The sequence below is a fragment of the Nocardia sp. NPDC059691 genome, from assembly GCF_042733915.1.
Classification (GTDB): Bacteria; Actinomycetota; Actinomycetes; order Mycobacteriales; family Mycobacteriaceae; genus Nocardia; species Nocardia sichangensis.
The window spans coordinates 89,345-111,277 of sequence record NZ_JBHWFB010000005.1; the positions used below are offsets into that span (position 1 = coordinate 89,345).

The 21,933-nt window shown below is 65.0% G+C and carries 33 protein-coding genes; 26 read left to right on the top strand and 7 right to left on the bottom strand.

Annotation, left to right across the window (positions count from 1 at the left end; translation table 11 throughout):
- The first annotated feature begins 82 nt into the window (after positions 1–82).
- The 5 genes from rplN (at position 83) to ACFV2O_RS13090 (ending at position 2,228) form a co-directional block, all read left to right on the top strand.
- Positions 83–451 (top strand): 50S ribosomal protein L14, encoded by a 369-nt coding sequence (rplN, locus tag ACFV2O_RS13070; RefSeq protein ID WP_039795505.1) that lies wholly within the window; start codon positions 83–85, stop codon positions 449–451.
- 1 nt (position 452) lies between these two features.
- Positions 453–770, top strand: coding sequence for a 50S ribosomal protein L24 (gene rplX, locus ACFV2O_RS13075; RefSeq protein WP_039795507.1), 318 nt, complete (start codon positions 453–455; stop codon positions 768–770).
- Position 771: 1 nt separating this feature from the next.
- Complete coding sequence (gene rplE, locus ACFV2O_RS13080) at positions 772–1,335, top strand: 50S ribosomal protein L5 (protein ID WP_355076098.1); 564 nt, start codon at positions 772–774, stop codon at positions 1,333–1,335.
- A 4-nt stretch (positions 1,336–1,339) separates the two neighbouring features.
- Complete coding sequence (locus ACFV2O_RS13085; RefSeq protein ID WP_014981705.1) at positions 1,340–1,525, top strand: type Z 30S ribosomal protein S14; 186 nt, start codon at positions 1,340–1,342, stop codon at positions 1,523–1,525.
- Between the two features lie 121 nt (positions 1,526–1,646).
- On the top strand, positions 1,647–2,228 hold the full coding sequence (locus ACFV2O_RS13090) for a Uma2 family endonuclease (protein ID WP_379251970.1): 582 nt from the start codon (positions 1,647–1,649) through the stop codon (positions 2,226–2,228).
- 269 nt (positions 2,229–2,497) lie between these two features.
- Here ACFV2O_RS13090 and ACFV2O_RS13095 read toward each other — a convergent pair whose 3' ends face one another.
- The gene (locus ACFV2O_RS13095) at positions 2,498–3,190 is read right to left on the bottom strand and encodes an NAD(P)H oxidoreductase (RefSeq protein WP_379251971.1); all 693 of its coding nucleotides are present in this window, start codon (positions 3,188–3,190) and stop codon (positions 2,498–2,500) included.
- 132 nt (positions 3,191–3,322) lie between these two features.
- On the opposite strand from ACFV2O_RS13095, the gene ACFV2O_RS13100 reads away from it, so the two are divergent.
- Both ACFV2O_RS13100 and ACFV2O_RS13105 read left to right on the top strand, forming a co-directional pair.
- Positions 3,323–4,261, top strand: coding sequence for an AraC family transcriptional regulator (locus ACFV2O_RS13100; RefSeq protein ID WP_379251972.1), 939 nt, complete (start codon positions 3,323–3,325; stop codon positions 4,259–4,261).
- 77 nt (positions 4,262–4,338) lie between these two features.
- Positions 4,339–4,470, top strand: coding sequence for a hypothetical protein (locus ACFV2O_RS13105; protein WP_379251973.1), 132 nt, complete (start codon positions 4,339–4,341; stop codon positions 4,468–4,470).
- An 85-nt stretch (positions 4,471–4,555) separates the two neighbouring features.
- Here the strand turns inward: ACFV2O_RS13105 and ACFV2O_RS13110 are convergent, their stop codons facing one another.
- Complete coding sequence (locus ACFV2O_RS13110) at positions 4,556–5,374, bottom strand: alpha/beta fold hydrolase (protein ID WP_379251974.1); 819 nt, start codon at positions 5,372–5,374, stop codon at positions 4,556–4,558.
- A 32-nt stretch (positions 5,375–5,406) separates the two neighbouring features.
- Between ACFV2O_RS13110 and rpsN the strand changes: the two genes are divergently transcribed.
- The 7 genes from rpsN (at position 5,407) to ACFV2O_RS13145 (ending at position 9,214) form a co-directional block, all read left to right on the top strand.
- On the top strand, positions 5,407–5,589 hold the full coding sequence (rpsN, locus tag ACFV2O_RS13115) for a 30S ribosomal protein S14 (protein WP_379252175.1): 183 nt from the start codon (positions 5,407–5,409) through the stop codon (positions 5,587–5,589).
- A gap of 166 nt (positions 5,590–5,755) precedes the next feature.
- Entirely contained in the window at positions 5,756–6,124 is a 369-nt protein-coding gene (locus tag ACFV2O_RS13120; protein ID WP_379251975.1) for a WXG100 family type VII secretion target, read from the top strand.
- A gap of 10 nt (positions 6,125–6,134) precedes the next feature.
- The gene (locus tag ACFV2O_RS13125; protein ID WP_379251976.1) at positions 6,135–6,434 is read left to right on the top strand and encodes a WXG100 family type VII secretion target; all 300 of its coding nucleotides are present in this window, start codon (positions 6,135–6,137) and stop codon (positions 6,432–6,434) included.
- 119 nt (positions 6,435–6,553) lie between these two features.
- Positions 6,554–7,723 carry a polymorphic toxin type 24 domain-containing protein gene (locus tag ACFV2O_RS13130; RefSeq protein ID WP_379251977.1) on the top strand — a complete coding sequence of 390 codons (1,170 nt, stop codon included), beginning with the start codon at positions 6,554–6,556 and terminating at the stop codon, positions 7,721–7,723.
- Between the two features lie 10 nt (positions 7,724–7,733).
- On the top strand, positions 7,734–8,141 hold the full coding sequence (locus ACFV2O_RS13135; protein WP_379251978.1) for a HEAT repeat domain-containing protein: 408 nt from the start codon (positions 7,734–7,736) through the stop codon (positions 8,139–8,141).
- Positions 8,142–8,604: 463 nt separating this feature from the next.
- A complete protein-coding gene (locus ACFV2O_RS13140) occupies positions 8,605–9,018 on the top strand; it encodes a hypothetical protein (RefSeq protein ID WP_379251979.1) in 414 nt (137 codons plus the stop codon).
- Positions 9,008–9,214 (top strand): DUF397 domain-containing protein, encoded by a 207-nt coding sequence (locus tag ACFV2O_RS13145; RefSeq protein ID WP_379251980.1) that lies wholly within the window; start codon positions 9,008–9,010, stop codon positions 9,212–9,214. Before ACFV2O_RS13140 ends, ACFV2O_RS13145 begins: the two co-directional genes overlap by 11 nt.
- A gap of 540 nt (positions 9,215–9,754) precedes the next feature.
- On the opposite strand, the gene ACFV2O_RS13150 is transcribed toward ACFV2O_RS13145, so the two are convergent.
- A complete protein-coding gene (locus ACFV2O_RS13150; RefSeq protein ID WP_379251981.1) occupies positions 9,755–10,408 on the bottom strand; it encodes a Uma2 family endonuclease in 654 nt (217 codons plus the stop codon).
- A 283-nt stretch (positions 10,409–10,691) separates the two neighbouring features.
- On the opposite strand from ACFV2O_RS13150, the gene rpsH reads away from it, so the two are divergent.
- The 9 genes from rpsH (at position 10,692) to map (ending at position 16,233) form a co-directional block, all read left to right on the top strand.
- Positions 10,692–11,090: a 30S ribosomal protein S8 gene (rpsH, locus tag ACFV2O_RS13155; protein WP_039795549.1), complete on the top strand. Its 399-nt coding sequence runs from the start codon at positions 10,692–10,694 to the stop codon at positions 11,088–11,090.
- A gap of 14 nt (positions 11,091–11,104) precedes the next feature.
- Positions 11,105–11,644: a 50S ribosomal protein L6 gene (gene rplF, locus ACFV2O_RS13160; RefSeq protein WP_379251982.1), complete on the top strand. Its 540-nt coding sequence runs from the start codon at positions 11,105–11,107 to the stop codon at positions 11,642–11,644.
- 2 nt (positions 11,645–11,646) lie between these two features.
- Positions 11,647–12,054 (top strand): 50S ribosomal protein L18, encoded by a 408-nt coding sequence (gene rplR, locus ACFV2O_RS13165; protein ID WP_355076134.1) that lies wholly within the window; start codon positions 11,647–11,649, stop codon positions 12,052–12,054.
- A gap of 31 nt (positions 12,055–12,085) precedes the next feature.
- On the top strand, positions 12,086–12,745 hold the full coding sequence (gene rpsE / locus ACFV2O_RS13170; protein ID WP_039795557.1) for a 30S ribosomal protein S5: 660 nt from the start codon (positions 12,086–12,088) through the stop codon (positions 12,743–12,745).
- Positions 12,745–12,924 carry a 50S ribosomal protein L30 gene (gene rpmD / locus ACFV2O_RS13175; protein WP_039795559.1) on the top strand — a complete coding sequence of 60 codons (180 nt, stop codon included), beginning with the start codon at positions 12,745–12,747 and terminating at the stop codon, positions 12,922–12,924. Before rpsE ends, rpmD begins: the two co-directional genes overlap by 1 nt.
- Before the next feature lies 1 nt (position 12,925).
- Positions 12,926–13,369 carry a 50S ribosomal protein L15 gene (gene rplO / locus ACFV2O_RS13180; RefSeq protein ID WP_039795561.1) on the top strand — a complete coding sequence of 148 codons (444 nt, stop codon included), beginning with the start codon at positions 12,926–12,928 and terminating at the stop codon, positions 13,367–13,369.
- 172 nt (positions 13,370–13,541) lie between these two features.
- Positions 13,542–14,864 carry a preprotein translocase subunit SecY gene (gene secY, locus ACFV2O_RS13185; RefSeq protein ID WP_355076137.1) on the top strand — a complete coding sequence of 441 codons (1,323 nt, stop codon included), beginning with the start codon at positions 13,542–13,544 and terminating at the stop codon, positions 14,862–14,864.
- Positions 14,861–15,406, top strand: coding sequence for an adenylate kinase (locus tag ACFV2O_RS13190; protein WP_379251983.1), 546 nt, complete (start codon positions 14,861–14,863; stop codon positions 15,404–15,406). Before secY ends, ACFV2O_RS13190 begins: the two co-directional genes overlap by 4 nt.
- Positions 15,407–15,435: 29 nt before the next feature.
- The gene (gene map / locus ACFV2O_RS13195) at positions 15,436–16,233 is read left to right on the top strand and encodes a type I methionyl aminopeptidase (protein ID WP_355076141.1); all 798 of its coding nucleotides are present in this window, start codon (positions 15,436–15,438) and stop codon (positions 16,231–16,233) included.
- Positions 16,234–16,666: 433 nt separating this feature from the next.
- On the opposite strand, the gene ACFV2O_RS13200 is transcribed toward map, so the two are convergent.
- The 4 genes from ACFV2O_RS13200 to ACFV2O_RS13215 form a co-directional block, all read right to left on the bottom strand.
- The gene (locus ACFV2O_RS13200; protein WP_379251984.1) at positions 16,667–17,464 is read right to left on the bottom strand and encodes a class I SAM-dependent methyltransferase; all 798 of its coding nucleotides are present in this window, start codon (positions 17,462–17,464) and stop codon (positions 16,667–16,669) included.
- Between the two features lie 36 nt (positions 17,465–17,500).
- Positions 17,501–17,872 carry a DUF4254 domain-containing protein gene (locus ACFV2O_RS13205; RefSeq protein ID WP_379251985.1) on the bottom strand — a complete coding sequence of 124 codons (372 nt, stop codon included), beginning with the start codon at positions 17,870–17,872 and terminating at the stop codon, positions 17,501–17,503.
- Between the two features lie 56 nt (positions 17,873–17,928).
- Positions 17,929–18,387 carry a DNA-directed RNA polymerase subunit beta gene (locus tag ACFV2O_RS13210; protein WP_356964781.1) on the bottom strand — a complete coding sequence of 153 codons (459 nt, stop codon included), beginning with the start codon at positions 18,385–18,387 and terminating at the stop codon, positions 17,929–17,931.
- 348 nt (positions 18,388–18,735) lie between these two features.
- Complete coding sequence (locus ACFV2O_RS13215; protein WP_379251986.1) at positions 18,736–20,259, bottom strand: hypothetical protein; 1,524 nt, start codon at positions 20,257–20,259, stop codon at positions 18,736–18,738.
- A gap of 166 nt (positions 20,260–20,425) precedes the next feature.
- On the opposite strand from ACFV2O_RS13215, the gene dtd reads away from it, so the two are divergent.
- The 3 genes from dtd to ACFV2O_RS13230 all read left to right on the top strand — a co-directional run bounded on the left by dtd (position 20,426) and on the right by ACFV2O_RS13230 (position 21,896).
- A complete protein-coding gene (dtd, locus tag ACFV2O_RS13220; RefSeq protein WP_379251987.1) occupies positions 20,426–20,869 on the top strand; it encodes a D-aminoacyl-tRNA deacylase in 444 nt (147 codons plus the stop codon).
- Between the two features lie 184 nt (positions 20,870–21,053).
- Positions 21,054–21,377: a hypothetical protein gene (locus ACFV2O_RS13225; RefSeq protein ID WP_356964778.1), complete on the top strand. Its 324-nt coding sequence runs from the start codon at positions 21,054–21,056 to the stop codon at positions 21,375–21,377.
- 18 nt (positions 21,378–21,395) lie between these two features.
- Entirely contained in the window at positions 21,396–21,896 is a 501-nt protein-coding gene (locus tag ACFV2O_RS13230; RefSeq protein ID WP_379251988.1) for a YbaB/EbfC family nucleoid-associated protein, read from the top strand.
- Positions 21,897–21,933 lie beyond the last annotated feature (37 nt).

The window sequence follows — 21,933 nt, forward strand, 5'->3', positions numbered from 1 at the left end:
GCGCGTCCGGAGGGCGACCGACCATGCCCGTCGGGTCGGCAATCCGGCGTGCACATACGTCCAGGTCAAGGAGGACGCTGAAGTGATTCAGCAGGAGTCGCGACTGCGCGTCGCCGACAACACGGGCGCGAAGGAGATCCTTTGCATCCGCGTTCTCGGCGGTTCGTCGCGTCGCTATGCCGGTATCGGCGACATCATCGTCGCTACCGTGAAGGACGCCATCCCCGGCGGCAACGTGAAGCGGGGTGACGTCGTCAAGGCCGTCGTCGTGCGCACCACCAAGGAGCGCCGTCGTCCGGACGGTTCCTACATCAAGTTCGACGAGAACGCGGCCGTGCTCATCAAGGCGGACAACGACCCGCGCGGCACCCGCATCTTCGGCCCGGTGGGCCGCGAGCTGCGCGACAAGAAGTTCATGAAGATCGTCTCGCTGGCCCCGGAGGTGCTCTGACATGAAGGTGCACAAGGGCGACACCGTGCTCGTCATCTCGGGCAAGGACAAGGGTGCCAAGGGCAAGGTCATCCAGGCCTACCCGAAGGAGAACCGGGTTCTCGTCGAGGGCGTGAACCGCATCAAGAAGCACGTCGCGAACTCCGCCAACCAGCGCGGCGCCTCCTCGGGCGGCATCGTGACCCAGGAAGCCCCCATCCACGTCTCCAACGTGATGGTCGTCGACTCCGACGGCAAGCCGGCCCGCGTCGGCTACCGGACCGACGAGGAGAGCGGCAAGCGGGTCCGGATCTCCCGTAAGAACGGGAAGGACATCTGACATGACCACGACCGAAAAAGTGCAGCCCCGGCTGAAGCAGCGCTACCGCGAAGAGATCAAGGACGCGCTGAACAAGGAATTCTCCTACGCCAACGTGATGCAGATCCCGGGCGTGGTGAAGGTCGTCGTCAACATGGGTGTCGGCGACGCCGCCCGCGACGCGAAGCTGATCAACGGCGCCGTCGAGGACCTGGCCCTGATCACCGGTCAGAAGCCGCAGATCCGCAAGGCGACCAAGTCCATCGCGCAGTTCAAGCTGCGTGAGGGCATGCCGATCGGCGCGAAGGTCACCCTGCGCGGCGACCGCATGTGGGAGTTCCTCGACCGCCTGGTCTCCATCGCGCTGCCCCGTATCCGCGACTTCCGCGGCCTGTCGCCGAAGCAGTTCGACGGCAACGGCAACTACACGTTCGGCCTGAGCGAGCAGTCGATGTTCCACGAGATCGACGTGGACCGGATCGACCGTCCGCGTGGTATGGACATCACCGTGGTGACCACCGCGACCAACAACGAAGAAGGCCGTGCCCTGCTCAAGCACCTCGGCTTCCCGTTCAAGGAGAACTGAGCACATGGCTAAGAAAGCACTGGTCAACAAGGCCAACGCCAAGCCGAAGTTCGCTGTCCGCGCCTACACCCGCTGCCAGCGCTGCGGCCGCCCCCACGCGGTCTACCGCAAGTTCGGCCTCTGCCGCGTGTGCCTGCGCGAAATGGCGCACCGCGGCGAGCTCCCGGGCGTGCACAAGAGCTCCTGGTGAGCTGACGCTCTGCGCGTCACCAACTGAAAATTGAACGAGGGCACGGACTCCATGCGAGTCCGTGCCCTCGCTCGCATCCTTGATCATGATTTCGCCACGGTTGACTAGGTAGGCTTCGGGCATGACGATCCAGTCACCGGACGACTTGCCGCACGAGATGACCGAGGAGCAGTACCGCCAACTGCCGGAGGGCGTCGCGCGTGAGATCGAGGTTGTGCACGGACACGTGATCGTCTGCGAGTCTCCGGTTCCTGAGCACAATCGCGTGGCACGCCGTTTGGCAGGCTCGATGGAGGAATTACCGAGCACCGAACCGTGCATCCGCGTCGAGACGGATATCGATGTCGTCCTCTGGCGGATACCGAAGTTCACGTTCCGCCGACCGGACGTGACGGTGTACCGCTGCTTGCCCGAGCGCGGAGCGAAGCCGGAAGCCGGTGACGCGCTGATCGTCGTCGAGGTGTCTTCACCGTCCACCGCCGCCGAAGACCTATTGGATAAAAAGGTTCAGTACGCGCGCGCAGGCATTCCGCTCTACTTGGTCGTTGTCCTCGACACCAAGTTCGACATCGAAGAGGTGCGGGAATTCCGCCTCGACGCCCACGCCGCCGAGTACCGTCTGCACCGTCTGCACCGTGACGGATTCGTCCGCCTGGAACACGTCGTGCTCGGCGACATCAGCTTCGCCGACCTGGTTCGGTAGTCGCTGGCTCATTTCGATGCCCTAGTCCCTCGAGCCCTATCAGGACCGTCCGGGTGGCAACACGCGGACAATCCCGTGGATGCAGCGGCGACAGGCCGTTCGTGGAAGCCAGGCGTGCATCTTCCCTCCAGGGACCGCCGCCGGGACGCCGGAAAAGGCTCCCTCGGTCCGCGCGATTACCGACGGCGATCATCCGTTGGGTCGATAAGCCCGCCATTCGAAGCAACGAGGGCAGATGTCTGCCTCCGCGTTTACGGACGGGCTCCGGGTCAGGCCGAAACTCGGTCGGCGGCGAGGAATTCGTCGACGAAGCCCAGCGCCCGGTTGTCCAACTCCGCGTAGTGCGCTTCGCGCGCCGCGCCGGTGAGGGCTTCGTCGAATAGCAGGTTGCCCGCGGCATCCAGGCGCTGCCGCTTCTCTTCCGCGCCGGGCAACAATCCCACCGATGACTGCGCGAGCCCGCAGTAGTAGGCGATGCCGTCGTCGAGTTGCGCGCTGAGCGCATCCCGCATGGGTCCGACGAGCGCGTCGTCGTCTGCCACGCCCGCCAGTCCCAGCCACAGCATCCGCTTGCCCGCGAGCCGGGATTTGCTGCGGCCGTAGGCGAATCCGTAGTTCCACACCCGATCGATCCAGCCCTTCAGAATCGCCGGGACCTGCATCCAGTACACCGGGAACACTGCGACGATTACGTCGGCAGCGAGGACGCGCCGCATATGGCTCTCGACCTCGGGGGAGTAGGCCTTCTCCCGGTTGCCCCATTCCGGAAGGTCGGCGGCGGTCATCCGGGGATCGAAGTTCTCGGCGTGCAGGTCCAGCAGGTCGATCCGGTAGCCGTCCGTAGTGAGCCGCCGGATGGCCAGTTCGGCGATATGGGCGGTCAGCGAATCGGGCCGGGGATGGGCGACGACGACCAGCGCGGTGCGGGTGATCGCGGTGTCCACGGTCGGGTTGTGCGGCAAGGTGGCCTCCACTGTTGGTCCGGAGTTTCGGACGATCGGTTGTTCGGTCCGGTTTCCATTCCATACCTCGAGCAGTGGACGATCTATGGGTGAAGATCTACATCTGATAGGAGTTCGTCTAATCTCGATGGCGTGGATCCTCTGAGCAAACTGCTGGGCGGTATACGTGCCGAGGGAGCTGTGCTCACTACCGCGGTCTTGGAAGCACCGTGGAGCATCCGGTTCGCCGACGAGGCGCCGTTGACCATGGTGACCGTGCTGCGCGGTGCGGGGACACTACTACTGCCGGGCGGTCTGGAACGTCGGATCACAATGGGGGACACCGCGATCGTGCGCGGCCCGCAACCGTTCGTTCTCGTCGACCGCGCCGATACTGTCGGCCTGCCGCACGAGGAATACGAGATCGCCTGCTTCGCGCCGGACGCGAAATGTGATCCCGCGCTCGATCGCGGTCGCTGGGAGAACGACCCCGCCGGTGCGACCGCTCTGATCGTCGGCGCTTATCGGGCTTCCGGCCGACGCCACGAACGTCTGCTGCGTGCTCTACCGCCGGTCCTGGTGGTGACCGACGACGTGGAGGTGTGCGCGTGGATGGAGTCGATCGCCGCCGATGCCGCCCGGCGTCCGGCCGGAGCGCAGGCGATGATGGACCGGCTGCTCGACTGGGCGCTGGTCTGCACGCTGCGCGACTGGTTCGACGAACTGGACGCCGACGCGCCGGGGTGGTATCGAGGGCCGGCCGATCCGGTGGTCGGGCCGGCGTTGGAGGCCATGCACGGAAAGCCCTCCGCCGGTTGGACAGTCGCGTCGCTGGCCGCCGAGGCGGGGGTATCCCGGGCGCTGTTCGCACGGCGGTTCTCCGAGGTCATGGGCCAGTCGCCCCTGGCGTACCTCACCGAATGCCGGATGGATGAGGCGGAGGAACTACTGGCTGACCGGAGTCTCACCGTGGCGCAGGTGGCGAAGGCCGTCGGCTATGCGGACGCTTTCGGTTTCAGCGCGGCGTTCAAGCGACTTCGAGGTATCCGCCCCACTGATTTCCGCGCTGCCACCCCCGGTCTCGGAGCGTGAATCGGTTCCGCCGCTTCGAGACCGGCTCCAGCGCGTTCTTGATCGGCAGAGCCGAGTGAAGACTTCCGATATCGTCGATGCACATCGAAGAGGTGCGGGAATTTCGCCTCGACGCCCACGCCGCCGAGTACCGCCCGCACCGTGACGGATTCGTCCGCCTGGAACACGTGGTGCTCGGCGACATCAGCTTCGCCGACCTGGTTCGGTAGTCGCTGGCTCGGCCAACCTGCCGGTACCGAAAGCACTGGTGGTAGCGGCGGGGTAGGACAAGTATCCGCCGCTACCGCACCGGCCTCATGCCTTGATGAAATCGAGGATGTCGGCGTTGAGCTGCGTGGCGTGCGAGATCATGATGCCGTGTCCGGTCGCGGGGTATTCCTTGTAGGTGTTGCTGGGAATCAGATCCTTGATCACCCGACCGCAGAGGTCGATGGGAGCCGAGGCATCGGCGTCACCGTGGATGACCAGCGTGGGCACGGTGAGTGCGCGCAACTCGTCGCGGAAGTCGGCGTGGTAGATCGTATTCATGATCTCGTCCGCGGCGAGAAGCGAACAGTCCATGCACTTCTGCACCATCCACGCGATCCGCGCCGAAGACACCTGGTTGCCCAGGTGCGTCGCGAAGAATGCCTGCGCGTTCTGTTCCATCCACAGCGGCCGATCCGCGGCTCGAGCCGCGTTCACCGCATCGAAGACCGCCTTCGGCACGCCGTTCGGATTGTCCTCGGCCTGCGCGAAATACGGCATCGTCACCGATACCAGCGCGACCCGGCTGATCCGATCGCTGCCGTACCGGGTCAGATACCGGACGATCTCACCGCCTGCCATCGAATGCGCGACCACGGTGACGTCGCGCAGATCGAGATGGTCCAGGAATGCGGCCAGATCCGCGGCCAGTGTGTCGTAGTCGTACCCGTGCCCGACCCAGTCCGACTTGCCGTGTCCACGCCGGTCGTACGACAGGCACCGCAGGCCCTGCTTGGACAGCGGCAGCATTTGCAGCTCCCATGAAGTGCTGCTCAACCAGCCACCGGCCAGGAAGAGCACCGGCTGTCCGGTACCCCAGTCCTGGTAGTGCAGGGTGGTGCCGTCGTGCGATTCGAAGTAGGGCATCGTTTTCTCCAATCCTCGGATACCTGATCATCATCTCGGGTCTTGATAATGAAGTCGATTACCTCTCGGGTAAGAGCCCTACTTCACGACGAGCAGCGCCGATTTCTCGATGTGGTCGCTGCCAGCGCTGCCGCCGCCATACGGTCTACCGCAAGCTCGGTCTGTGTCGCGTCTGCCGCGACGAGCTGCCGGGCGTGCACAAGAGCTCCTGGTGAGCTGGCGCTCGGCTGAGCGTCACCAACTGCATCGCGAGCGAGGGCACGGACTCCATACGAGTCCGTGCCCTCGCTCGCGTTTGGGGAAGCGGTCGCTCGGTGTTCCGCGGCCGGGTGAGCGCCGTTTCCGCGTTCGGCATTGTCGGGCAGCGCTTTTCCCGTCGCTATGGCCGGAGTACTTTGTCGGGTGGGACTGTTCGGTGACAGAGGGGGCAGAGGGTTGGTCGGGGAGCAGCCATCGCTGTCGGTCGATACCGACGCAGTCAAAGCCTTGGGGCGCTTGGCATTCGATGTCGCCACTCAGTGCCGGGACGGGTATTCGGCATTGGAGACCGATGTCCGCGACTTGCTGGAGAGCTGGACCGGTAACAACGCAGGCGCTTTCGCGGCCGGGTGGGAAGAGTTCCATCAAGGGGCGGTGCAGGTGTGGGATGCGCTGTTCGAGCTGGCGGAGAAGCTGGGAATCACCGCGGACACCGTGCGCGGCGCCGATCAATCATTCGCGGCGGGCGTCAGCTCGCTCGATCTGCCCTGAGGGGGACCGCATGTCCGATGAACAGGCGTTCTCGGTCGATCTCGACAAGTTCGAAAACTTGGCCGCCCGGATCCGCGGCTTCGCGGGGTTGCTGTCCGATCAGCTGACGGCGATCGACCAGAAAGTCAAGGAGGTCGATGCCGCGTCGGCCGGTGCGGCGATGGCGGCCTACCGTGAGGCGCACGACGAGTGGTTAGCGGGAGCCACCGACATCACCGAAGGGCTCACGGCTTTGGAGGAGGCCGTGAAACTCGCCCACGACGGCTATACCGGAGCTGTTGCCGAGGGCTTGAGGATCCTCGGGGTATGACGGCTCTGGCTGTCGACCCGAAGGCTTACTACCAAGCGGCCACCAACTGCTTCGACGCGGCCTCCGCGCTGCGGGACAGCTTTCTGTACATCTTCGCGGAGCTGTCCGAATGCGGATCGATGGCGGGCGTAGACGAGAACGGCCAGGAGTGGGCGCGTTCGTACAACACCTCCGCCTACGAAGCGGTGGGATTCTTCCAGGACGTCCACTCCACGCTGTACGCATACGGCAGCGCCCTCAACGACATCGGCTTCACGCACGCGCAAGCCGACGCCACCATGAAGGGCGCGCCGCAGCCGGACCGGCCGACAGACCCGGGAATGCCTGTGTTCGGCCCCTTCTCGGTCCCGGCTTCCGCTGGTGGCCCTGGCCAAGGGATCGTCGACAAGGGCATCAATATCATCAGCCACATCGGCATCCCCGTTCCCGACGGCGACACTGGAAAACTCGCCAAGGCAGCCGACGCCTGGGATCGCCTCGGCACGATCTACCAGAACACGAACGCCCGCGACAAGATCACGATCGCGGCGAGCCTGTTCGACAGCGTCACCGCCGACGACGCGGGCCACATCCGAGACGACCTCAAATCTCTTGCGAGCTCCATGGACCAACTGCTGACCGCGTGCACCCAGATCAGCCAGTCCTGCATCGCATATAAGGACGCGCTGACGGAACTCCGCGACGAGATCAAGGGCTTCTTGAATTCCCTCGTCCAGGAGCTCGCCATCGACGCCGCTATCACCATCGGCCTGTCGCTGATCAGCTTCGGCGCAGGCGCGGTCACCGCCGCCAAGTCGCTGGACACGGTGCGGAGATGGGCCGGGAAGATCAAAGACGGCATCATCGCCTGGCGAGCCCGCAAGGCGTTACAGATCGCTGGCGTCAAACAAGAAGCGAAAGACGCCGTTGTCAAAGCCAGGAAAGTCGTCACCGACCTGCGTGACCGATTGCGTGGGAAGGTCGATGACTCCGGAAAGCTGCCGAAGAAATCCCTGCGGCAGGAACTGGACAACGCCACCGTAACGACCGACCGCAGAATCGACATCGCGCACGGTCCACCGAATGGTTACGTGGTAAAAAAGGACGCCAACGGTAACATAACCAATTATGTGCAGTACGACGAATATGGAAGAGGTATCAAACGTGTCGATCTGACGGGTCGGCCCCACGGATCCGTGCCGACGCCGCATGTAGTCGAGATGGTCCATGATGTCGCGCCGGATGGCACGGTGTACGTGCGAGAATTGACGAAGCAGGTCCGGCCTGCGACACCGGACGAGATTCCATGATAGGAGCAGCGTGGAACTAGCGCGTGTGCTGGCTGATTCGCACTCGGCGGACTGGAAGGTGCGTGAGGGTGCGGCTACCGAACTCGGGAAATTGCTCCCATCGGAGCAAGTGATCGAACGACTGGCTGAACTTCTCGGTGACGATGATATGGCGGTAGAACTGGAGGCAACAGAGGTCTTGGCTCGTTTCGGTGGCCGAGCCGGACTCGTGGCCATCTTGCGCGAGTTGGGGAGAAGAATCGACGATCCCGATTCGGACTATATTGCTTACCGTCTGCAAGAGTTGCAAACCAACGATCGCATCCCGATCTTGCAGAATTCTCGTGAGATATTGATTCAGTCGCCCTCGCCTGAAGTGAGCGAGGGAATCAATCAAATCGAGCAGCTTTTCGGCTACTTGGCTCCGAAAAGTGAGTAGAATCTTCGTGTATCTTCGTGTATCTTCGTGTATCTTCGTGTATCTTCGTGTATCTTCGTGTATCTTCGTGTATCTTCGGATTGTATGAGGGCGGCTACGTACTCGGTGAGAAGTTGAAGAACTTTCTCCTGTGCAGCGTCTCGGACGATTGGGCTCCGATCGGCGAGTTCGACGGGACGATCGAGAAAATCGCAGCGGAAGAATATTCGCGCACATATGTGCTGCGTGTTGTCGAAGAATTGGCTAACGAGGGATATATCGAGTTCGGCGCCTTCCCCGGGGGCGGCAGGGGGTGGGAGCCCTGGAATGTCGGTACAAAGGAAGCGGTCAGGCGGATTTCGGATGGCTATAACGGGGTGCCTGGATATCTGAGTATTGCTGATAGCGAGATCGGCTCCAGTGAGATCTTCAGGGCGCGGATAACCGAGAGCGGCAGACGGCGATTGCGGGAGCTCTGGGTCATATGGAAGTCCTGCTGCGGAACGCCTTGGATACCGAGTTGCGCAAGCATTTCGAGGAGGCATCTCGCGGCATCCCTTGGTTCTTGCTGCCGTTGAACGACAACGTGACAACCGCAGTGGAAGTTGTCCGAAATCGCCTCCGAGAACAAGACCTCGAGTACCGAGATCAGATCGTTGCAGGCTTGAGCTTCGGATTCTGGACCGGACTACTCGGCCCGAAATACGAACAGCTGTGGCGGGATTGCCTGCGTCATGCCTTTCCTAACTCGTCGGGACGACGCATACAGGTGATGGTGGCTCTCGAGGTGCATCGTTACACTGAAATGGCCGACGCCATCCGAGAGACGGCCCTGGACGAAAAGACCTCACGATACCTGCTCCGCCTGGTAGCAAGGAGTTTTGACGGTGACCGCTGACCTATCCGGAGCGAACTGGTTCAAGAGCAGCCACAGTGAGTCCAACGGCCAATGCGTAGAGATCGCCCACCTGAACGACGGCACGATCGGCGTGCGCGACTCCAAGAACCCGACCGGCCCCGCCCTGACGTTCACCCCCACCGCCTGGGACACCTTCCTGTCCGCAACCAAACACGGCGAGTTCACCCACAGCTGAAGACTTTCGACCCCGGCGGCACCCCGCCGCCGGACCAGCACCTCCCCGCCCCACCAACTCCCCGGCCGACACCCGCGAGTGGCACACGGCTGCGGCAAAACGCGAATAGACCTCTCGGTGGTGTGCCACTCACGGGGACCACCTCACGCATGCAAGTAGGGATCGTCCGCCCAAGGATCACCGTAGTTCTCGTACAGATCGCCCACACCTCGAACGAGGCAGCAACAGTCCGGGCGCTCCAGGTGTAGAGCTTCATGGCGGCGGCGCGGTCACCCTGTGCGGCGTGTAGGTACGGAGCCATTCGAGGCTTGGAGAGCAGGTCCCAGACCTTGGTGTTGCTGTAGTCGACATCCCCCGTCACGAGCCGGTATGCTACGTCACGAACGCCCCAGTGTCGCCTCTGAGCTTCTCATGCGCCTGGGGCTCCTTCATTGGTTCGCATTAGCAACTGCAGCGAGCCATTGCAGTGATGGTTCGCAGGTCTCGCGTCCGGGCGTGCGGCGATACCTCGGACCAGCAGCGGCCAGTTCTCCGAGCGACTCAGACCTCCAACTCCGACCAGGGGATGTGGATCGGGAACGGGAAGTCGATGGTGATGGCGTCGGAATCGTTCGGTGACCATTTGCCGATCAGGAGATAGTTCGTCGGATAGAGCGGGCGTACGCCGGGTGGGAGCTCGCCGGGGACGGTTTCCAAGGCGTACGCGCGGACTGTCGCGATGGCACTCTTCTTACGCGCGAGCGTCACCTCCCAATACCAGGGGATGCCACCATCGGCGTAACGTCGCTGCTCCTCGTGCGGATCGATTGCGATGTTCGCCGGAGAACTGATGCGGCCGACAAGCAGCACGTCGTCAGCGCGGATGTCCTGGTAGGGGGTGTCGAGGCGGCGGTAGACGAGCACGTCGGGGGTGGCGAAGTCCGACTTGCCGGTCTTGCCGAAGAAGACGTTGGTTTCGAAGTCGACACGCCACCAGCTTTGTGGCTGCTCGGCCATGCCATCGCGGGCGCAGCGCTTGAGTGCGCTGGTCAGCGCGAACGTGAACGCTTGATGTTCGGCAGGTCCCCGCTGTCGCCAGACGACGCGCCCCTTGCGCAGTTCGATCCGTCCGGCGATCTCCTCGGGTAGCTGCTCGAGCTCCTCCCAGGTCATGGACTCTGGGAGGTCGGGTCGTTCGACGCCTGAGCTCGACATAGGCCCATGTTAGCCCGGTCACGGGCTGTTTCCGCTGGTCATGAGTCCAGCGAAGCGGGCACCTCACACACCCCGATTTTGCCCAGGTGAACCCCTTGCCTACACTAGAGCGGTTGCCTGGGCACCTCCATGTCCGCATGCGTGCGCTCGGGCGATCGAACCTCCTCCGGTCGGCAAGGGTCGGCCGGACCATCCGAATTGTCGTAGGCCCACCGCTGGGCATGCCGATGTGCATGGCTGCGCTGTATGGGAACCGCGGCGAGAAAGGTGTCTAGGTCGAACCATGACCATGACTGATCCGATCGCAGACTTCCTGACACGTCTGCGCAACGCCAACTCGGCGTACCACGATCAGGTGAAGGCTCCGCACTCGAAGCTCAAGGCGAACATCGCCGAGATCCTCAAGCGCGAGGGTTACATCGCCGACTACCGGACCGAGGACGCACAGGTGGGCAAGACGCTCATCGTCGACCTCAAGTACGGCCCGAGCCGTGAGCGCAGCCTCGCCGGCGTGCGCCGCGTCTCCAAGCCCGGTCTGCGCGTGTACGCGAAATCCACCAACCTGCCCAAGGTGCTCGGCGGCCTCGGCGTGGCGATCATCTCCACGTCCTCCGGCCTGCTGACCGACAAGCAGGCGGCCAAGCAGGGCGTGGGCGGCGAAGTCCTCGCTTACGTCTGGTAAGGGAGGTCAGGACAATGTCGCGTATTGGTAAGAAGCCCATCGCAATCCCCGCTGGCGTCGACATCACCATCGACGGCCAGGACATCTCGGTGAAGGGGCCCAAGGGCACCCTGTCGCTCACCGTCGCCGAGCCGATCACCGTCGCCAGGGGCGAGGACGGCCAGCTCGAGGTCGCCCGTCCGGACGACGAGCGCCGCAGCCGCGCGCTGCACGGCCTGACCCGCACTCTGGTGTCGAACATGGTCGTCGGCGTGACCCAGGGCTACGAGAAGAAGATGGAAATCTTCGGCGTCGGTTACCGCGTGGCGCTGAAGGGCCAGAACCTCGAGTTCGCCCTCGGCTACAGCCACCCGGTGCCGATCGAGGCCCCCGAGGGGATCACGTTCGCGGTGGAGTCGCCCACCAAGTTCTCCGTGTCCGGAATCGACAAGCAGAAGGTCGGCCAGATTTCGGCGGTCATCCACGGCCTGCGCAAGCCCGACCCGTACAAGGGCAAGGGCATCCGCTACGCCGGCGAGGTCGTTCGCCGCAAGGTCGGAAAGACGGGTAAGTGATCATGGCGCAAACCGAAAACCAGAAGGCCAAGCGCATCCCCCTGGGCAAGGACGTGTCGACGCAGCGCCGTCTGTCGAAGACGCGCCGTCACTTCCGCCTGCGCAAGAAGCTCGCGGGTACCACCGAGCGTCCGCGCCTGGTGGTCAACCGCTCCTCGCGCCACCTGCACGCGCAGCTGGTCGACGACTCGGTCGGCAAGACCATCGCCGCCGCCTCGACCATCGAGGCCGACGTGCGCGCGGTGGACGGCGACAAGTCGGCCAAGAGCAAGAAGGTCGGCGCCCTGCTGGCCGAGCGTGCCAAGGCCGCCGGTGTCGAGGCCGTCGTGTTCGACCGTGGTGGGCACGACTACCACGGCCGGATCGCCGCACTGGCCGATGCCGCTCGCGAAGGTGGGTTGAAATTCTGATGATCGATAACAAGAACGGAAGGAACGTCTGATGCCGGGACGTCAGAGGCGTGACGGCGGAAGCGGACCCGCCGGACAGAATGGCAGCGCCCCCGAGGGCGGCCGCGGCGATCGTCGCGGTGGCGGCGACCGTCGGGGCGGTGGCGACCGTCGCGACAACGCCGCGGAGAAGAACCAGCTCGAGCGGGTCGTCGCGATCAACCGCGTCTCCAAGGTCGTGAAGGGTGGTCGGCGCTTCAGCTTCACCGCCCTCGTGATCGTCGGTGACGGCAACGGCCTGGTCGGCGTCGGCTACGGCAAGGCCAAGGAAGTTCCCGCGGCCATCCAGAAGGGTGTCGAAGAGGCTCGCAAGAACTTCTTCCGCGTCCCGATGATCGGCTCCACCATCACGCACCCGGTTCAGGGTGAGGCGGCCGCCGGTGTGGTCATGCTGCGTCCGGCCTCGCCGGGTACCGGTGTGATCGCCGGTGGCGCGGCTCGTGCCGTGCTGGAGTGCGCCGGTATCCACGACATTCTGGCGAAGTCGCTCGGTAGCGACAACGCCATCAACGTCGTGCACGCGACTGTCACTGCCCTCAAGCAGCTGCAGCGTCCGGAAGAGGTCGCGGCCCGCCGTGGCCTGCCGCTCGAGGACGTCGCCCCTGCCGGCATGCTGCGTGCGCGCGCTCAGGCTGCCGGAGGTGTCAAGTAATGGCAGATCTCAAGGTGACCCAGATCAAGAGTTCGATCGGCGCCAAGAAGAATCAGCGGGACAGTCTTCGGACCCTCGGTCTGCGCGGTATCCGCAAGACCGTGGTCCGCGAGGACAACGCCCAGAACCGCGGGCTGATCAACGTCGTGCGCCACCTCGTGACCGTTGAGGAGGTCTGACATGACCATCAAGTTGCATCACCTGCGTCCGGCTCCCGGCGCCAAGACCGAGAAGATCCGTGTGGGTCGCGGTGAGGGCTCCAAGGGCAAGACGGCGGGCCGTGGTACCAAGGGCACCAAGGCGCGTAAGAACGTCCCGGCCGCCTTCGAGGGTGGGCAGATGCCGATCCACATGCGGCTGCCCAAGCTCAAGGGCTTCACGAACCCGTTCCGCACGGAATACCAGGTCGTGAACGTCGGCAAGATCGCGAAGCTGTTCCCCGAGGGCGGCGAGGTCGGCAAGGCCGAGCTCGTGGCGGCCGGTGCGGTTCGCAAGAACCAGCTGGTCAAGGTCCTGGGCGATGGTGAGATCGGCGTCGCGGTCCAGGTGACCGCGGACAAGGTCACCGGCGCGGCGAAGGAGAAGATCACCGCCGCCGGTGGCACCGTCACCGAGCTGGGCTGACGGTACTCTGCATTACAGCGGCGCCGGACGAGTGGAGAGCTCGTCCGGTGCCACTGTTAGAGTTCAATTGTTGTCTGCCAAGCCTCGTCGTGGTTTTCGGCGTCCCTTCTATGTCGAGCAGGGACATCGCTGAACATCCATGTCATGACCATGTCGTTCGCCAGGAGGATCAGTGCTTTCCGCCTTCGTATCGGCCTTCCGGACTCCGGACTTACGGCGGAAGATTCTCTTCACGCTGGGGTTGATCGCGTTGTACCGGCTGGGTGCCTCGCTGCCGTCCCCCGGTGTCGACTACAAGGCGGTCCAGGAGTGCATCGACCTGGTCTCGGGCGGTGAGTCCGGCGGCATCTACCAGCTGATCAACCTGTTCTCCGGTGGTGCGCTGTTGCAGCTGTCGGTCTTCGCGATCGGCATCATGCCCTACATCACCGCGAGCATCATCATCCAGCTGCTCACGGTCGTCATCCCGCGGTTCGAGGAACTGCGCAAGGAAGGCCAATCCGGCCAGACCAAGATGACGCAGTACACCAGATACCTGTCGATCGCCCTCGCGATCCTGCAGGCCACCGGCCTGGTCGCGCTCGCGGCCCGCCGCCAGCTGCTGCAGGGCTGCCAGAAGGACATCCTGGCCGACACCAGCATCTTCGGCATGATCATCATCGTGCTCGTGATGACCGCGGGCGCGGCGCTGGTGATGTGGTTCGGCGAGCAGATCACCGAGCGCGGCATCGGCAACGGTATGTCCCTGCTGATCTTCTCGGGTATCGCCGCCCGCATCCCGAGCGAGGGCAAGGCGATCCTGGACAGCCGGGGCGGTCTGGTCTTCGGGCTGGTGTGTGTCGCCGCGCTGGCGATCATCACCGCCGTGATCTTCGTCGAGCAGGGCCAGCGCCGGATCCCGGTCCAATACGCCAAGCGCGTGGTCGGCCGGAAGATGTACGGCGGCTCCTCGACCTACCTGCCGTTGAAGGTGAACCAGGCGGGCGTGATCCCGGTCATCTTCGCCTCGTCGCTGCTGTACCTGCCGAACCTGGTGGCGCAGCTGACGGGGTCGCAGAACAACCAGAATCCGAGCTGGTGGCAGGAGATCATCCAGAAATACCTGGTGAATCCCGGCAACCCGGTGTACATCGCGATCTACTTCAGCTTGATCGTGTTCTTCACCTACTTCTACGTCGCGATCACCTTCAACCCGGAGGAGCGCGCCGACGAGATGAAGAAGTTCGGCGGCTTCATTCCGGGCTACCGGCCCGGCAAGCCGACGGCCGACTACCTCAACTTCGTCCTGAGCCGTATCACCCTCCCCGGCTCGATCTATCTCGGTCTGGTAGCGGTGCTGCCGAACCTGTTCCTCGACATCGGCGCCTCCGGCGGTACCCAGAACCTTCCGTTCGGCGGTACCGCGGTGCTGATCATGGTGAGCGTCGGTTTGGACACCGTGAAGCAGATCGAGAGCCAGCTGATGAATCGAAATTACGAAGGGTTCCTCAAGTGAGAGTTGTACTGCTCGGTCCGCCGGGCGCCGGTAAAGGCACCCAGGCCGTCCTGCTGTCGGAGAAGCTGGGCGTTCCGCACATCTCCACCGGGGACCTGTTCCGCGCGAATATCAGCCAGCAGACCCCGCTGGGTCGCGAGGCGCAGAAGTACATGGACGCGGGCGACCTGGTGCCCAGCGACGTGACCAATCGCATGGTGGAGGCGCGGGTCAACGAGCCCGACGCCGCCAACGGCTTCGTCCTCGACGGCTACCCGCGCACGGTCGACCAGGCCGACGCGCTGGAGAAGATCCTCAAGCACATGAACACCTCGCTCGACGCGGTGCTGCGCTTCGTCGTCCCCGAGGACACCGTGGTCGAGCGGATGCTCGCGCGCGGCCGCGCCGACGACAACGAGAGCGTGATCCGCAACCGGCTGCGGGTGTACCGCGAGGAGACCGAGCCGCTGCTGGACCACTACGACGGCCTGGTCGTCTCGGTGGACGGCGTCGGCGAGGTCGACGACGTCAACGCGCGGGCGCTGCGCGCGCTGGGCCACTGAGCCGACTCGCGATGGAGCGCTGAGGGCGGATGGTCTTCAACCGCAAGAAGAAGGTCGTGCCGTTCCGGACGGCAGGCGAACTGGACGCCATGGCGGCGGCGGGCGCGATCGTCGGCCGCGCTTTGGTGGCCGTACGCGCGGCCGCCAAGCCCGGGGTGTCCACCGCGGAACTGGACGAGGTCGCCGAGCAGGTGATCCGGGACGCTGGCGCGGTGCCCTCCTTCAAGGGCTACCACGGCTTCCCGGCGTCCATCTGCGCATCGGTGAACGACCGCGTGGTGCACGGGATTCCGACGGCGGGGGAGATTCTCGCCGAGGGCGACCTGGTGTCCATCGACTGCGGCGCGATTCTCGACGGCTGGCACGGCGATTCGGCCTGGACGTTCGGCGTCGGCACCATCATCGAGGCCGATCGGTTGCTCAGCGAGGCGACCAAGTCGTCGATGGAGGCCGGTATCGCGGCGATGTTGCCCGGTAACCGGCTGACCGACGTCTCGCACGCCATCGAGCTGGGCACCCGGGCGGCCGAGAAGGAGCACGGGCGCGGCTACGGCATCGTCGACGGCTACGGTGGACATGCCATCGGGCGCGAGATGCACCTGGATCCGTTCCTCGCCAACGAGGGCGAGCCCGGTAAGGGCCCGAAGCTCGTGGTGGGATCGGTGCTCGCGATCGAGCCGATGCTCACGCTCGGCACCACCCAGACGAAGGTGCTCGACGACGACTGGACCGTGGTCACCGTGGACGGCAGTCGTGCGGCACATTGGGAGCACACGGTCGCCGTCACGGAGGACGGACCCCGGATCCTGACGTTGCGTCCGGAGTAGTGCGCGGCCGTCGGACGGGTCCGGTTCGGTGACACTGCGCGGCGAGGAAACGAGCCGCACCGACGCCAGGATTCCTGGTCGATCTCGCCGCTTCTCCGCGTGCGGGCACCATGCGCCGACACGCCACCGGGCGATACCCAGCGTTCGCTGGATCGGTGACGTCGTTCCTTGCACCCGCGTCCTTCGCGTCGAGCCGAAGCGGTGGGCCGGTCGGTGCCCGTGCGGGGTGGAACGGTTACTTTCTCCTTGGTTTCGAACTGTTCTGAACGATGCCGTCAGCGTATGGCGAGGCAGTAGCCGGTGACCTGAGTAGACCGCTACTCGAATCGGCTTGGCGCACGCCGCAGTTCGCCGCTATCCGGCCTGCTCCGTGGACACCGCGACGGGGCGGGCAACGCTGTGGCCTGGCTATTCCGTGTGCGTAAGTAGCCGTTCAATCCGCGCGGCGCAGAGTCGTTCGCAGCACCAAAGTGACTATCGGCAGATCGAATTCGCCTTCGGCCGTCTCCGGCCTCGCCAGCAGATAGGCCCTGATCCGGGCGAGCACCTCGGTCCGCTCGTCGGGGGAGACCACCACCGTGTGCGATTGCGTACCGATGGTCGCGGTCAGGGACTCTGCGGTGCGCCGATGTCGGTGCGGGAAGGTCGACCGCTCGAACACGTGCCGGCGGAACAGCGGGTGGTCGGGTAGCGCCACTTGTCCGCTCGGCGGCGGGGGCGTGGATACGCTGGATCCGGCCACCTTTTTCAGCCCCGCGACCCACTCCACGGAGCTGTCGTCGGTGTTCCACAAGGCAGCGAGAACGCCGCCGGGCCGCAGCACTCGGAGGAACTCCGGATAGGCACGGTCCAAGTCGAACCAGTGGAAAGCCTGCCCCGCGAAGATCGCGTCCACCGAATCGTCCGCGAGCGGAATGTCTTCGGCCGTACCGGCATGGGCGGCGACGTCCGGGAATCGGCGGGCGAGTTCGGCGCGCATGTGCTCGTCCGGTTCGACGGCGATCACGGTGGCGCCTGCTTCGAGCAGACCCTCGGTCAGCTTGCCGGTTCCGGCGCCGAGATCGAGGACGGTCAACGGTCGCCGGTGGGCGACGGAGGCCAGCGCCCAGCGGATGGCCGCGGCGGGATAATCGGGACGGTGTTCGGCGTACGCGGCGGCATGTGCGCCGAACGAACTCGCCCTTCTGGTGTGCAAGGCGAGCTTTTCTTCGTAGTCCTCCGGACTCCCCATCCGTTTCACTCTACGGATGGGGAGCCGCGACGGAACCTAAGATGCGCCGGGAAGTCTCCGCACGCCCGCGCAGACCTCGGCGGCCAGGTCGTCGTAGCCGACGGCCAGTTCGGCCAGGCGCTGCCAGGCGTCCCACAGATCCCATTCCGAACTGCTGGCCAGCGCCGCGTAGGCGTTCGCGGTGAACTGGGCCAGGCGATCGATCACGGCGCCGACGGTCTCGGTGTGCACGTGCGCCGCGCCGTGGGCGGGCGGCAATTGCGTGGTGATCCAGCGATCGATGTCGTGAATCAGGCTCGCACGCAACGCGTCTATCTCGCCGAGTGATTCGGGTCCCGCGCTGAGCCTTCGTTCGTGCAACGTGGTGAGTTCGTGTGCGCAGCGCAGCATCGGGTTGCTCTCGTGCATCTCGCCTCGGCAGGCTTGCAGCACTTGATGTTTCGCTGGAAGAACCGCCCCGGTGGTCATCGCCCGGCCGTTCTCGTGCAGGACCGTACGGTGTCGATGATGGACGACCCGGAGGGGCGGAAACCGTTCTCGGGAGCCACGATCCAGTGCCGATAGTCGGCGTCGGCCACGGCGGGAGACGGCAGTGCGATCTCACCGCCGGAGGGCACGATGGAGACGTTGAGACGGAACAGTTCCGCGAACAGCCGGACGTCGTCGGGTAAGTCGGGGCGGGTGAGGAAGGTCCACCGTTTGGACCGAACGTGAGAAACGATCGGGCCCAACGCTATTCGTCGATGGGTGAGATCGTCGCGAACTTTCTGCCCCAACGCGGCGGGCATCGTGATCGCGCCGACGAATCCGGCGCGGAGGACGATTCGGCCTATCTCCGGATGGACTCCGGCGGGCAGGTCGCAGGTGTGTCGATAGTAGGCGCATCGGGCGGTCGGGGTATCCGCCAACGCCAGTTGGTCCATAGGGCCCTCGGGTAGCTTCGTGTGACTTTTTCCAAGCCGCCCGGACGGCGCTGCGGCACCAGTGCTTGTGATCCGGTTCATCGTGCGGGCGTTGTCTCAGTAGAGCACTCCATGGAGCGGATCAAACATTCCGTTCAATTAGTTCTCGAGAAATTCGTTCGCCCGCCGGTTACCGGCGGGTGCGGTTACCGGTAGGGTGCGCGGGGACGCCCCGCGTTCAACTCGGCGTACGTAATTCCTGGTCGAACGACCTGTGCAGATGCGGGGCGGGAACGCGGGGAGTTTTGTTCAGCGCCGTCGCCGACGGGTGCGCTACCTTGCCGCAAATCGATACCGCGGCAGCGCGCCTCAGGGTGTCGTGCGGAAGTACAGCACGCGGTCGCCGTGCTCGGACAACGGCGTGTCGACACTGATCTGGCGCAGGCCGCAATCCGGCAGGTAGGTGAGGTTGGCGAACACCTTCGTGTTGCCGAAGGCCGCGCGCAGCTTGCTCTCCGTCGCCCGGTCGGGGTTGTACAAGGCCAGCGTCTCGAAATCGAGTGGCGCGAGCGGTTTGTCGAGGGGAGCCTGCCCGGCAGGACGGCCGAGCGCGGCGTACTGGGTGGCCGTACCGCGCTCGTACCAGCACAACTCGTAGGCCACGTCCTCCGTGACCGTGATCGCCGCGACCGGCCAGTCCTGGGAGAGGCGCAGTGCCAGCGGATGTTTCGCCACCGGGGTGAGTTCCCAGTTCAGGCTCATGACCGTCACCCAGCCGCCGTAGGGCTGGTCGATCAGCACGATGTCGTCGCCGAGGGTGGCGGAGGTGTTCAGCTTCGGCTCGCGGATCTTCCACTTCGACTCGGGCGTACCGAGATAGCTGTCGCGGTCGAGGGGATAGGCGTCGTCGACGGCGTAGGCCGCGATGATCGCGGCGCGCACCTGGGCGATGGCGTCCCGTTCCGGCACGTAGACGCTGAGCGCGCCGAAGGTGGAGCCGATCTGGACGGGCGTCGACGGCTGATCCTGCTCGGTGCCCGGCGCGAGCGGTCGCAGGCCGACGAGAGCCAGCTTCCAGTTGATCTCCTCGACGGTCGACAGGTCGCCGGAGGATTTGAACATGATCTGCTGCTGGGTGAGCCGTCCGGCTCCCTCCAGGGTGCGGCAGCCCAGTTCGACCAGCGCCCGGTGCGACTTGGGAGTGAGATCCAGGTCCTGGATGCCGCAGGCGCGCAACCGGATGGACATGCTGGTGGAGGTGAACGCGGCGTACCGCTCCCGGTACATGGCGATGGCCTGCTTGCGCGACCGGCCGACCATGAGCGTGCGCAGCAGCGTGCTCAAGCTGGCCAGGTACTTGCCGGACAACTCCGGGTTCGCCGCGGCCAGGCCGGCACGGATGCGGGCCGCCTCCTCGGTCGCGGCCACAGCGGCGTCCTGGTCGAGCCTGCCCAGCCAGACACCGCACTTGGACAGGCCGTCGGCGCACGGGCCCGCGACTTCCGGATGCGCCCGCGCCACTTGCCGGTAGACGTCACAGGCGCGCCGGATCGTCGTGGTGGCCAGTTCCCTGCGCCCGCTGTGCCGTGCCGCCTGCTCGAAGGAGCGCAGCGCGTCGTTCAATTCCCCGGCCAGACGGGCGGTGAGCACTTGGCCCCTGGACAGCAGGCGCAGGCGGATCGCCACCGCTTCTTCGGCGGGCGCCAGCGCTTCCCTCGTGCGGTCGCGCGTCGAGCCGTTGTTCTTGGTGGCGATCAGCCCCTTGGCGAGTTCGCCGAGCGAGGTGGCCAAGCGCAATTCGGATTCGACCGTCCGGTCGAGGGCCGCATACCGATCCGCCGCGATCTGACGCTCCATCGCGTCCAGATCCATCGCGCTCCTCGTTTCCAGCATGATCCTCCGCCAACGCGCGGCAACCGCGCAACACATTCTTCTGCGCACCGAGTTTGTCACGCTTGCCGCCCGCGCGCACCTGTATCCCGCCAGGCAGACCGGGTCGTTCGGCGGTCGGCGACCCGCCCGGCGGCTGACGCGATGGCGGAAGGCATGATCGAGGGTTGTGCGAGCCCTTCTACAGCGCGTGAGATCGGCCCGGGTGACGGTCGGCGAGCAGGTCGTCGGAAGCATCGATCCGGTGGTCGACGGCCTCCCGCACGGCCTGGTCGCCCTGGTCGGCGTGACGCACTCCGACACCGAGGCGACCGCGCGGGCATTGGCCGACAAAGTATGGCGGTTGCGCATCCTCGACGGGGAGCGCTCGGCGGCGGACCTGGGCGCGCCGATTCTGGTGGTCAGCCAGTTCACGCTGTACGCGGACACGAAGAAGGGCAGGCGTCCGTCGTGGTCGGCGGCCGCGCCCGGCGCTGTCGCCGAACCACTCGTCGAGCACTTCGCGGAGGCGTTGTGCGAATTCGGCGCAACCGTGGCCACCGGGCGGTTCGGCGCGCACATGCACATCGACCTGGTGAACGACGGTCCGGTCACCCTTATGGTGGAGCTGTGAGCTGTTGTCTTGCCCCGAAAATCGGGGGCTCCGAGCGTATCTGGTGATCCGCGCCTCGCTCGACCTGGGCGCGGAGTCTGCCCGCAAACATCGAGGAATTTCCCGTTCACGTTGACGTCACTGGTGATTAGTCATCCGCTGTTACCTTGGGTGGGAAGGACTCGAGGGTGGAGGAGCGGACGCGATGGCGGACAATGTCGAATTCGATGAGCATCTGTTCCGCAAGGCGGCCCAGAAGACGGGGCATGTCCAGGACCGGATCACCGGCATCATAGACAGATTGAGCACGTCGATCGCGGCGCGGGGGAACTGCTGGGGCAACGACAGTATCGGCCGTAACTTCGCCAACGGCCCGGACGGCTCGGGCGGTTACACCACGACCAGGGACAACCTGATCAAGGGCGCACGAAACATGGCGGGCACGTTCGAGAACTTCAGCAAAGGACAGACGAAGACCGCGAATCTGCTGCGCGACATGGAGCACGGCAACCGCGACGGCATCCGCTGACCCGGGGTTCACCGACCGATGACGAACGAGCAAGCCAAGGCGGACTTGGCCGACATCCTCGACGGCGTCCAAGAACAGATGCGGATCATCGCACGGTTGCAGCAGGAGCGCGCCGAACTGACCGGCCGCGCGACGGTGCGCGGCAAGCGGGTGACGGTGGTCGTGAACGCCGACAACACGGTGATCGATACCCAGTTCGGGCCGAATATCGAGGATCTCAGCCATGCCGAGATCGCCAAAGCGGTCACCGAGGCCGCGCAGCAGGCCAGCGCCGATGTGGCCCGCAAGACACGAGATCTCATGGCCCCTTTGGACACTCATCGGGCCCGGATGCCGAAGCTGTCCGATCTGGTCGAGGGCATGCCCGAGGTGCGCGCTCCGGAACCCGTCCCGGCTCCGACGGCGCCGCCGAACGCGCGGGAGCGCAGGGAGTTCTCCGACGGCAGCGGCATGCGCTTCACCGATACCGAGACGGTAGAACGCGATCGTGGTGGATCGGTCACCGATTCCAGCTGGTGAGCTCGGTGGCCGCACCGGGCCGTCGAGGTAGCTGAGC